The sequence below is a fragment of the Nocardioides sp. NPDC004968 genome, assembly GCF_040608935.1.
Taxonomy (GTDB): Bacteria; Actinomycetota; Actinomycetes; order Propionibacteriales; family Nocardioidaceae; genus Nocardioides.
Map to the genome: position 1 here is coordinate 1 of NZ_JBEXJF010000062.1, position 11,002 is coordinate 11,002.

Here is an 11,002-nt window from a genome sequence, read left to right on the forward strand (position 1 = left end):
ATTAGTCACGCCGTTGGGGAGCGCGAGGGCAGAGTCGGCACTCGGGTGACGCTTCGGCCGACGGGGCTGACGCCTCGGCGGGTCAGGCGCGGCGGCGGGGTGGGTCGCGGCGCAGGACCTTGGGAAGGTACGCAGCGCCGGCGCTCTGGGCCGCGGCGGCGTCGTTGGGGTTGGAGATGCCACAGCGCTGCAGGGAGAGGCAGCCGCAGCCGATGCAGGAGTCGAGGTTGTCCCGGAGACGCTCGAGGGCGTGGATCTGCTCCTCGAGGCGGCGGCGCCAGTGCCTGGACATGCGCGCCCAGTCGGCCTTGGTGGGGGTTCGATCCCCCGGCAGGCAGTCGAGCTCGGCCTTGATCTCGTCCAGGGAGAGGCCGACGTTGGCGGCGGCCCTGATGAAGGCGAGCCGGCGCAGGACGCTGCGCTCGAACGTACGCTGTCCCCCGGCCGATCGCTCGGCCCGGATCAGGCCCTGGCTCTCGTAGTAGCGCACCGCGGAGGCCGCGTAGCCGCTGCGCCGGGTCACCTCGCCCATCGTGAGCAGGTCGTGGGTGTTCATCTCACTCTTTTCTGTCACAGCCCTTGATCTCAAGTTCACTTTAGGTTGAATCCTAGGGGGCATGAACAGATCAGACAACGAAGTAGCCGTCATCACCGGCGGCTCCGCGGGGCTGGGGCTCGCCGTCGCGACCTCCCTCATCGACAAGGGCTGGAGCGTCGTCACCGACGCCCGCAACGCCGACCGTCTCCGTGCCGCCCTGCCGGACAGCCCCCGGGTGACGACGCTGAGCGGCAACGTAGGAGATCTCGACCATCAGGACGCGATCGCGGCCGCGGTCGCCCGCCACGGGCGCCTCGACCTGCTCGTGCACAACGCCAGCGAGCTCGGTCCGATGCTGCCGCTGGCCGAGGTCCCCGAGAGTCTCTTCTCCAGCGTGCTCGAGACGAACCTGCTCGCTCCGCTCACGCTCACCCAGCGGCTCCTCCCCTACCTGATCGCCTCGCGCGGCACCCTCGTGGGCATCTCGAGCGACGCGGCGGTCGAGCACTACCCGACCTGGGGAACGTACGCGGCGAGCAAGGCCGCGCTCGACCACATGGTCCTCACTCTCGGTGAGGAGAACGGCATCCGCGCGTACGCCGTCGATCCCGGCGACATGCGCACCGCGATGCACCAGGCCGCCTTCCCCGGTGAGGACATCTCCGACCGACCGCTGCCGGAATCGGTCGTTCCGCACCTGCTCGCACTGCTCTCTGGCGAACAGCCGTCCGGGCGCTACCGCGCCACCGAACTCGCATCCGTAGGCGATGTCCTGAGCTTGTCGAAGGGAGCAACCCGATGACCATGCTCGCCGAACGACCGACCACCACGTTCCCCTTTCCCGACGAGACCACCGCTCCCGCGCCTGCGGAGTGGCGCGGCATCGAGCGCGACGGGGTGCGCCTGCTGGTGGCTTCCCCGGGCGGCGTACGACATGCCCGGTTCCGCAACCTCGCCGACCACCTCTCCCCCGGCGACCTGGTCGTGGTCAACGACTCGGTGACCGAGGCCCGCCAGCTCGACGCCGACCTGATCGGGCGCGGCCGGGTCGTGCTCCACCTCGCCCAGCGCCTCGACACCGGTTGGGCCGTGGAGCTCCGTTCCGCGCCGGACGCCTCCCGGTCCGTACTCGACGCCGCCGAGGGGGACGTGGTCGTGACCGCGGGCCTACGGGTGACCCTCCTCGAGCCGTACCCCGACGGTCGCCCCTCCTCCCCCACCGGCGAGGGCAACCGGCTGTGGCGCGCACGCGTCACCGGCGACGTCACCGCCGAGCTCGAGCGGGCCGGCCGCCCGATCGCGTACGGCTATCTCGACCGCCGCTACCCGCTCTCCGCCTACCAGACGGTCTTCGGGCACCGTCCCGGGAGCGCCGAGATGCCCTCGGCGGCGCGCCCGTTCACCCACCCACTGGTCACCGAGCTGGTCACCCGCGGCATCCAGGTCGCGCCGATCACCCTGCACACCGGGGTCTCCTCCCAGGAGGCCGGCGAGGCCCCCGGCGCGGAGTGGTTCGAGGTCTCCGAGACCACGGCGAGACTGGTGGAGCAGACCAGGTACGCCGGGGGCCGCGTCGTCGCGGCCGGCACCACCGTCACCCGAGCCCTCGAGTCGGCGGTCATCCCCGCGACGGGCGCGGTCAGGGCGGCGAGCGGGTGGACCGACCGGGTCATCACGCCGGCCAACCCTCCGTACGTCGTCAACGGGCTCATCACCGGCTGGCACGACCCTCAGGCCAGCCACCTGCTGCTCGTCGAGGCAGTCGCCGGCCCCGAGCTCGCCCAGGCGGCCTACGACGCCGCCGTCGCCGACGGCTACCTGTGGCACGAGTTCGGCGACTCCGCCCTCCTGCTCCCCTGAGTGCCGAGGCGAGCTAGGAGAGGGCGCCCTCTCCGTAGCTCACCGGGGTGCCGACGGCGACGGTGCGGCCGACGGTGCACAGCCGGGTCTCGGACTTCTTGATCGCGTCCGGAAGGACCTTGCGGGCGGCGTCGCCGGCCTCACCCTCGGGGAAGGTGATGTCGAAGGTGACCGCGATGTCGACGAGGCGGTTGCCCTGCTCGTCGCGGATCTTCCGGGCCGCGGCGAGGGCCTCGAAGGTCTCCATCGGGGACCGCTTGCCGGTGATGAAGTCGACGTCCAGGGCGCTGCAGCCGGCCAGGGCGGCGAGGAGCAGCTCGACCGGGGTGAAGTCGGGGTCGTCGCCGTGGCCGATCACCACGGTGCCGCCACGCGCGTTGGTCGCACGGAAGCGGTGCTCGCCGATCTTCTCCAGAGATACCGAGCGCAGGTCTGCAGCAGAGTCAGTCATGGGGAAAGAGTGCCATCCGCCCGTTAGCCTGTGCGACGTGAGCACCCAGAGCCTGCCCCTGCGCCGAGACGAGGCCGCCGCCCGTGCCAGCCTGCTGAAGATCGAGGACTACGACGTACGCCTCGATCTCGGCTCCAGCGAGGAGACGTTCGGCTCCGTGACGACGATCCGGTTCACCTCGAGAGGTGGCCCGACGTTCCTCGACCTGAAGCCGGTCTCGGTCGAGCGGATCAGCCTCAACGGTGCTTCGATCGACCCGGGCACGCTCGCCAAGGGGCGTCTCCCGATCAGCACGCAGGAGGGCCCGAACGAGCTCGTCGTCGAGGCCACCATGCCGTTCCGCAACGACGGCGAGGGGCTCCACCGCAGCGTCGACCCGGCCGACGGACGGGCCTACGTCTACGGGATGTGCTTCATGGACGCCGCCCCGACGATCTTCGCCTGCTTCGACCAGCCGGACCTGAAGGCGCCCTACACCTTCCACGTGACCGCTCCGCACGACTGGACCGTGATCGGCAACGCTCCGGGCACCCAGACCTCGCCCGGGACCTGGGAGTTCGAGCGGAGCCAGCCGCTGTCGACGTACTTCGTCACGCTCGTCGCCGGCCCGTGGCACATGATCCACGACGAGCACGACGGGATCCCGCTGTCGCTGAGCTCGCGGCAGAGCATCGCCGCCGACCTCGACAAGGACGCGGAGGAACTCTTCACGATCACCAAGCAGTGCTTCGACGAGTTCCACCGGCTCTTCGGCATCCGCTACCCGTTCGGCAACTACCACCAGGCGTTCGTGCCGGAATTCAACGCGGGCGCGATGGAGAACCCGGGCTGCGTGACCTTCCGGGACCCGCTCGTCTTCACCTCTCGCGTGACCCGTGGCATGCGGATCCAGCGGGCCACCACGGTCGCCCACGAGATGGCTCACCAGTGGTTCGGCGACCTGGTCACGCCGCAGTGGTGGGACGACCTGTGGCTCAACGAGTCGTTCGCCGAGTACATGGGCAACCGGGTGACCGCCGAGGTCACGGAGTACGCCGACGCCTGGGCCGACATGTCCTACGCCCGCCGCCAGTGGGGCCTGACCGCCGACCAGCGCGGCTCGACGCACTCGGTCGCCGGCAACGGCGCCGAGGACGCCGTCTCGGCGCTGCAGAACTTCGACGGGATCTCCTACTCCAAGGGCTCGGCGATCCTGCGCCAGCTCGCCGCGTCCCTGGGCGACGACGTCTTCTTCGCGGGCGCGATCGACCACTTCACCCGGCACCGGTTCGGCAACGCGACGATGCATGACCTGTTCGGCTCCTGGGATGCCGCCGCGGCGGAGGCGGGGGTCGAGTTCGACCTCGACACGTTCACCTCACAGTGGCTGCTCAAAGCCGGCCCGGACACGCTCTCGTGGGACCCTGCCAAGATGGTCGTCAACCGCACCGCTCCCTCGCTGCACCCCGCCGACCGCTCCCACACCTTCCGCGCGGCGATCCTCAACGGCACCCGGTGGACCACCGAGGACATCACGGTGAGCGGCGACCAGACGCCGCTCCAGGTGGCTGCCAACGCCGTCGTGCTCGACCCCTACGACGACACCTGGGCCTCGGCCATCCCCGACTGGGAGACGGTGCAGGCGCTCAAGGGCGCGATCGCCTCGATCACCGACGACGGCCTGCGCGCGGGCGTGTGGAACAACCTGCGCAGCGCCTGGTTCAACGCGGCGGTGGACCCGGCCGACGTCATCGACATCGCCGAGGCGTCGCTGCCGGTCGAGGACCTCGAGGACACCCCGCGGCGCACCATGCCGTGGCTCTTCGGCTCGGTGGTGCCGCTGGCACCCGCGGGGGCTCGCGAGCGGCTCCACGAGGCCGCCCTCCGCAAGCTCGCCGAGGTCGCTCCCGGCTCCGAGCTGCAGCTGTCGTCCTACCGCGCGGCGATCCGCTCGGCGTCATCCGAGTCGCTGCTGCGGGAATGGCTGGCCACTCCCCCGGCCGGGATCGAGACCGACCTCGACCTGCGCTGGCGCATCCTGGCCAAGCTCGCCGAGAACGGTCTCGCGGATCGTTCGGAGCTGCAGGCTGCCTATGACGCGGAGCCCGCCAACGAGGCCCGCATCCACCTCAACGGCGCCCTGGTCAGCATCCCCGACGCAGAGGCGAAGGTGTACGGCTGGTCGGTGTTCACCGGCGAGACCGACCTGCCCAACTACGACATCCTCGCCGCCGGGCGGGCGTTCTGGACCGGTCCGGCCGAGCTCACCGCGGGCTATGTCGAGCGCTACTTCGCCGAGCTTCCCGCCACCGCCGAGAAGCGCTCGGGCTGGAGCCTCGCCGAGGCCGCCGAGGCGTTCTTCCCGAGCGGCTCGGTCACCGAGGAGACCCTCGCTGCCGCTCGGGCGGTCATCGAGCTGGATCTCGACCCGGGCGTACGCCGCCGGGTCGCTGACGCGGCCGACAACCTGCAGCGGCAGCTGGCGATCAAGGTGACCTATCCCGCGTAGCCGACGCTCCGGCGGTGAGTCGGGGGCAAGACTGTCCGTGCTCACCGATAGTTTTCGTTTCATGCGGATCCTGCACACCTCCGACTGGCACCTGGGCCGGTCCTTCCACCGGGAGGGCATGCTCGGGCACCAGGCGGCGTACGTCGACCATCTCCTCTCCGTGGTGGAGCAGGGATCCGTCGACGTGGTGTGCGTATCCGGCGATGTCTACGACCGTGCGCTTCCGCACGTCGACGCGGTGCGGCTGGCCTCGGAGGCGCTCTCGCGGCTCGCGGCCTCGCGGGCGAAGGTCGTCATCACCAGCGGCAACCACGACTCGGCCCAACGCCTGGGGTTCGGCTCCGAGCTGATCGACGCCGCCGGCATCTTCATCCGCACCGACCTGGCCGGTGTCGGCCGCCCGGTGATGCTCCCCGACGAGCACGGCGAGGTGGCCTTCTACGGTCTCCCCTACCTCGATCCCGACGCGGCCAGGGCGTCCTGGGGGCTCGAGTCACGCTCCCACCAGGCGGCGCTCGGCGAGGCGATGCGGCGGGTCCGCGCCGACCTCGATGGCCGGGGCGGCCGCAGCGTGGTGATGGCCCACGCCTTCGTCACCGGCGCGGAGCCCTCCGACTCCGAGCGCGACATCTCCGTCGGCGGCGTCTCGATGGTGCCCGCCAGTCTCTTCGAGGACATCTCCTACGCCGCCCTCGGCCACCTCCACGGCCGCCACACGATCACCGACACGGTGCGCTACAGCGGCTCCCCGCTGGCCTACTCCTTCTCCGAGGCCAACCACCTCAAGGGCTCCTGGCTCATCGATCTCGACGAGTCCGGCTTCGTCGCCAGCGAGTTCGTGGAGGCGCCGGTCCCGCGCAACCTCGCCCGGCTGCGAGGCACGCTCGAGGAGCTCCTGAGCGACCCCCGCCACGAGGTCCACGAGCAGTCGTGGCTGCAGATCACCCTGACCGACCGGATCCGCCCGGCCCAGGCCATGGAGCGGCTGCGCCGGCGGTTCCCGCACACCCTCGTGCTGGGGTTCGAGTCGACCGCACCGGTCCTCGGCGCCCTGTCGCAGCCCGACCCGTCCCGGCCGCGGCGCGACATCGACCTGGTCACCGAGTTCGTGGCCGAGCTCCGCGGCGAGCCCGCGGCCAAGGCCGAGCTGACGCTCCTGCAGACCGCCGTGGACGCCTGCTGCGAGGACCCCGAGGTCGACTCGCTCGACTCGCGCTCCGACGTCGCCGAGGAAGAGGAGTGGCTCGAGGTGCTCTTCTGATGCGCCTTCACCACCTGGAGGTCGCCGCGTTCGGCCCGTTCACGGGCACGGTGAGCGTCGACTTCGACCAGCTCTCCGAGGCGGGGCTCTTCCTGCTCTCCGGCGCCACCGGAGCCGGCAAGACGAGCGTCCTGGACGCGGTCTGCTTCGCGCTCTACGGCGACGTCCCCGGTGACCGCTCGGTCGCGAAGCGGCTGCGCAGCGACCGGGCCCCGGCTGAGGTCGCGACGCGGGTCGTCCTCGAGGCGACGCTCGCCCAGCGACGCTTCCGGATCGCCCGCTCCCCGTCGTGGGAGCGGCCCAAGCGTCGTGGCGCAGGCACCACGACCCAGCAGGCCTCCGTCGTGCTCATGGAGCAGGTCGGCGAGGAGTGGCGCACCCTCACCACCCGCCTCGACGAGGCCGGCCACCTGGTCTCGGACCTCCTCGGCATGACGCTGACCCAGTTCGTGCAGGTCGCGATGCTTCCCCAGGGCCGCTTCCAGGCCTTCCTCCGCTCAAGCGCCGAGGAGCGCAAACGGCTGCTCGAGCGGCTCTTCCGCACCGAGCGCTTCGCCGATGTCGAGCGCTGGCTGCGTGAGCGCCGCATCGAGCTCCGGCGGCGCTCCGAGGAGCTCAACGCCGGCGTCGCCGAGGTGGTCAGCCGGATCAGCGAGACCGCGGCCGTCACGCTCCCCGACGACTGGGACGTCCACGACCTCGGCCTCCCCGCCGGCGACGGCGCGATCGCCACCTGGGCCCGCGCGCTGGCCGAGGAGGCCACCGAGGCGCAGGCAGCTACCTCAGGCGCCGCGATGGAGGCCCTGGCCGCGGAGTCGGAGACCCTCGCCGCCCTCGACGCCGCCCGGGCGATGGCAGAGAAGCAGCGCGGTCTCCGGGCCGCCGCCGCGGCCGAGAGCCGTCTCGTCGCGGCGGCCGAGGAGCAGGAGGAGCGCGTACGCCGCGTCGAGGCCGCCCAGCGGGCCGAGGCCGTGGCCGGGGTCAGCGAGCTCGCCGATCAAGCGCGGCGCGAGCACGCCAGGGCGACCTCGCTCGCCCCGAGCGACCTGACCCTGAGCGACGCCAAGGCGGCCGTCGACCGGATCTCGGCGCGTCTCGCCCAGGCCCGCGCCCTGGTGCCGGTCCAGCGCCGTCTCAGCGAGGTCACCCGCGAGCTCGCGACCACCGCCACCCAGCGCGACCGGCTCCTCACCCAGACCCGCGAGCAGGCCCGGCTCGCCGAGGAGCTGCCGCAGCAGGCCGAGGCCCTCACCGCGGACCTGGCGGCTGCCACCGAGGCGGCCGCGGCGATCCCGGTGCTGCGCGCTCAGGTCGCCGCCGTCACCGAGGTCGGCCGGCTGACCCGGGAGCTCGTCGACGCCCGCGCCCGGCACGAGTCGGCCAGGACAGCCGCCATGGAGGCGCGGACCCACTATCTCGACGTACGCCAGGCCCGGCTGGACGGCATCGCGGCCGAGCTCGCCGGGGCGCTCGCGGTCGGTGCGGACTGCCCAGTGTGCGGGTCCCACGAGCACCCCCACAAGGCCTCCCCCGCCGACGGCGCCCCCGACGCGGCTGCCGAGAAGGCCGCCCAGGCGACCTACGACAACGCCAGCGCCGAGGAGCACGCCCGCGACCAGCACGTGCGCGACCTCACCACCCGTCTCCAGCTCGCCCAGGAGGCTGCTGGGGAGACCGACGAGGCGGCCGCGTCGATGGGCGAGCGTCTGGCCGGTCTGGAGCGTACGGCCGCACGCGAGCCGAGCCTGCGCGCCCAGCTCACCGCCGCCGAGGAGACCCGGGCCCGTTCGGCGACGCTCCGTGCCGAGCTGGAGACCCGAGCAGCCGAGCTCGAGACCACTTTGCGTCACCTAACCGAGGAACGCGAGCGTCTGGCGGAGCAGCTGACCGACGTCCGCGGCGACCACCCGGATCTCGACGCCGTGCTCACGGCGTTCGAGCGCGACCACCGCGCGGCGACCACGAGCCTCGAGCATCTCGAGGCCGCCACCCGCGCCGCCGAAGCACTCGCCGCCGCCGAGCGCACGCTCACCGCCACCGCGGTCAGGGCCGGCTTCGACACCCCCGCGAGTGCCCTCGCCGCCGCGCTCCCACCGGAGCGGGTCGCGGCGCTGAACAGCCAGATCAAGACGTACGCCGACAGCGTGGCGGCCGCCCGAGCGACCCTCGACTCCCCCGGCGCCGCCGAGATCCTGGCCACCGAGGAGCCGGACCTGCCCGCGCTCACCACCGCCCACCGCAAGGCCGCCGATGCCGCCGACGCCGCCCGCTCTGCGGCCGACACCGCCGCCACCCGTGCCGCCCGCCTCGACTCGCTGCAACGCGACCTGACGCGCGCGCTCTCGGCCTGGGCGCCCGTACGCGACGACCTCGAGGTCACTGCCCGGATCGCCTCCTTCGCCGAGGGGAAGAGCAGCGACAACCAGCTCCAGATGAGTCTGTCGGCCTATGTCGTCGCCTATCGCCTCACCCAGGTCGTCGCCGCCGCCAACGAGCGGCTGGCGAAGATGAGCGACCAGCGCTATGCCCTGGAGCACTCCGCGGCCAAGGGCGCCGGCGACCGCCGCGGCGGCCTGGCGCTGATGGTCCGCGACGACTGGTCCGGCGAGTCGAGGGACCCCGCGACCCTGTCCGGCGGCGAGACCTTCGTGGTCTCCCTCGCCCTCGCGCTGGGCTTGGCCGACGTGATCATGAACGAGGCCGGCGGCCAGATGCTCGACACCCTCTTCGTCGACGAGGGCTTCGGCTCCCTCGACGCCGACACCCTCGACGACGTACTCGACGTACTCGACACCCTCCGTGAGGGCGGCCGCATCATCGGCGTGGTCAGCCACGTCACCGAGATGCGCGAGCGCATCCCCACCCAGCTCGCGGTGGCCAAGGGCCGAGAGGGCTCCACCCTTCAGGTCCTCGGCACCTGACACCGGAAGAACTCGGGTCGCTCGATGGCGTTGCCGAAGAATTAACCTTCGGGTCGACAGGTATTACCTACGAGCCATTCCCTGGCGTGACGTACGTCACTAGCCTGAGGCGGCTCCGCACCGCGGAAGCCCGTCCCAGACCAACCGGAGGTTTCCGTGCCACGTCTCACCACCCGTGTCGCCAAGGTCGCCGCGACCCTTCTCCTACCCGCGTCCCTGCTCTCGGCGACATCGTTGATGGCCTCGCCTGCACACGCCGACGGCCCCGGTAGCGGCACGCCGTGGATGGTCACCGTGGGTGACAGCTACGTCTCCGGAGAAGCCGGCCGCTGGGCCGGAAACAGCAATTCCGGCGAGTCACTCATCGATGCGGGCGGCAGCGCGACGTACTTCGACAACGCCACCCACACCGCCGAGACGATCAACCGGTGTCACCGCAGCACGGCCGCTGAGGCGTACATCGGCGGTGGCGTGAGCGGGCTGAATCTGGCCTGCTCGGGCGCGAAGGTCGCCACGACCACGACCCCCGAGGGCTACTTCAAGCCCGGCATCGATTTCTACGCCAGCGGCAGCAACCAGGGCCAGGCCCTCATGCTGCAGAGCTTCGCGGCGACCCACAACGTCAAAGCGGTGACGATCGGCATCGGCGGCAACGACTTCAACTTCGCCGCCATCGTCACCCAGTGCGTCCAGAACTTCCTGACCTCGCCGTCCTGGTACAAGGACTACTGCAAGGACGACGCCGTCGTCACCAACGCGATGGCGGCCGGTAACGTCGCCGCGGTGCGGGCCCGGATCGCCACCGCCTTCCAGAACGTACGCACCGCCATGCGCAACGCGGGCTACGCAGACAACGGGTGGACCCTGATCGTCCAGAACGTGCCCTCGCCGCTGGCGACCTCGTCGGGCTACCGCTACAGCGAGTCCGGCTACTCCCGCCAGAACACCGGCGGGTGCGGCTTCTGGAACGCGGACGCCGACTACGCGTACACCACGATCTTGCCGACGATCAACAACGCGATCTCGGGTGCGGTGACAGACTCCGGGCTGACCAACATCAAGACGCTCAACGTCTCCGGTGCGTTCGCCGGCCGCCGTCTGTGCGAGAACACCGTGGGCCTTCTCGAGGAGAAGGGGCTGTCGAGCTGGCGGGTCGCAGGTGCGGTCGACAAGACCGAGTGGGTCAACCAGATCCGCACCGTCTCCACCACGAGCGGCAACTACTACATCCAGGAGAGTCTGCACCCGAACTACTGGGGCCAGCTCGCTCTGCGCAACTGCCTGCGCCAGGCCTATAACGGTGGCGCGCCGAGGTCCGGCACGTGCACCCACGGCACCGGGCTCAACGCCAACGGCGAGCCCACTATGACCCTCAGCTGACCAAAACCTCGCCGAGTCGGCGCGTCATGACGCGCCGACTCGGCGGGAGGTCACTCGGCGAAGGACACCACCGGCGGGCAGGAGCAGACCACGGTGCAGAAAG

Annotated in this window: 8 protein-coding genes; 6 read left to right on the top strand and 2 right to left on the bottom strand. The window is 71.3% G+C overall.

Features of this window, described 5'->3' with window-relative positions:
* Positions 1-82: 82 nt before the first annotated feature.
* Positions 83-556 carry a redox-sensitive transcriptional activator SoxR gene (gene soxR, locus ABZU72_RS28100; protein WP_350713968.1) on the bottom strand — a complete coding sequence of 158 codons (474 nt, stop codon included), beginning with the start codon at positions 554-556 and terminating at the stop codon, positions 83-85.
* A gap of 61 nt (positions 557-617) precedes the next feature.
* Between soxR and ABZU72_RS28105 the strand changes: the two genes are divergently transcribed.
* Both ABZU72_RS28105 and ABZU72_RS28110 read left to right on the top strand, forming a co-directional pair.
* Complete coding sequence (locus ABZU72_RS28105; RefSeq protein WP_355022064.1) at positions 618-1,340, top strand: SDR family NAD(P)-dependent oxidoreductase; 723 nt, start codon at positions 618-620, stop codon at positions 1,338-1,340.
* Entirely contained in the window at positions 1,337-2,398 is a 1,062-nt protein-coding gene (locus ABZU72_RS28110; RefSeq protein WP_355022065.1) for an S-adenosylmethionine:tRNA ribosyltransferase-isomerase, read from the top strand. Before ABZU72_RS28105 ends, ABZU72_RS28110 begins: the two co-directional genes overlap by 4 nt.
* Before the next feature lie 13 nt (positions 2,399-2,411).
* Here the strand turns inward: ABZU72_RS28110 and ABZU72_RS28115 are convergent, their stop codons facing one another.
* Positions 2,412-2,849: an OsmC family protein gene (locus tag ABZU72_RS28115; RefSeq protein ID WP_355022066.1), complete on the bottom strand. Its 438-nt coding sequence runs from the start codon at positions 2,847-2,849 to the stop codon at positions 2,412-2,414.
* A gap of 37 nt (positions 2,850-2,886) precedes the next feature.
* Between ABZU72_RS28115 and pepN the strand changes: the two genes are divergently transcribed.
* The 4 genes from pepN to ABZU72_RS28135 all read left to right on the top strand — a co-directional run bounded on the left by pepN (position 2,887) and on the right by ABZU72_RS28135 (position 10,899).
* Positions 2,887-5,337 (top strand): aminopeptidase N, encoded by a 2,451-nt coding sequence (gene pepN / locus ABZU72_RS28120; protein ID WP_355022067.1) that lies wholly within the window; start codon positions 2,887-2,889, stop codon positions 5,335-5,337.
* A 61-nt stretch (positions 5,338-5,398) separates the two neighbouring features.
* On the top strand, positions 5,399-6,598 hold the full coding sequence (locus tag ABZU72_RS28125; protein ID WP_355022068.1) for an exonuclease SbcCD subunit D: 1,200 nt from the start codon (positions 5,399-5,401) through the stop codon (positions 6,596-6,598).
* On the top strand, positions 6,598-9,519 hold the full coding sequence (locus ABZU72_RS28130) for an SMC family ATPase (RefSeq protein WP_355022069.1): 2,922 nt from the start codon (positions 6,598-6,600) through the stop codon (positions 9,517-9,519). The genes ABZU72_RS28125 and ABZU72_RS28130 overlap by 1 nt, the downstream gene beginning before the upstream one ends.
* Positions 9,520-9,675: 156 nt before the next feature.
* A complete protein-coding gene (locus tag ABZU72_RS28135) occupies positions 9,676-10,899 on the top strand; it encodes a hypothetical protein (RefSeq protein WP_355022070.1) in 1,224 nt (407 codons plus the stop codon).
* Positions 10,900-11,002 lie beyond the last annotated feature (103 nt).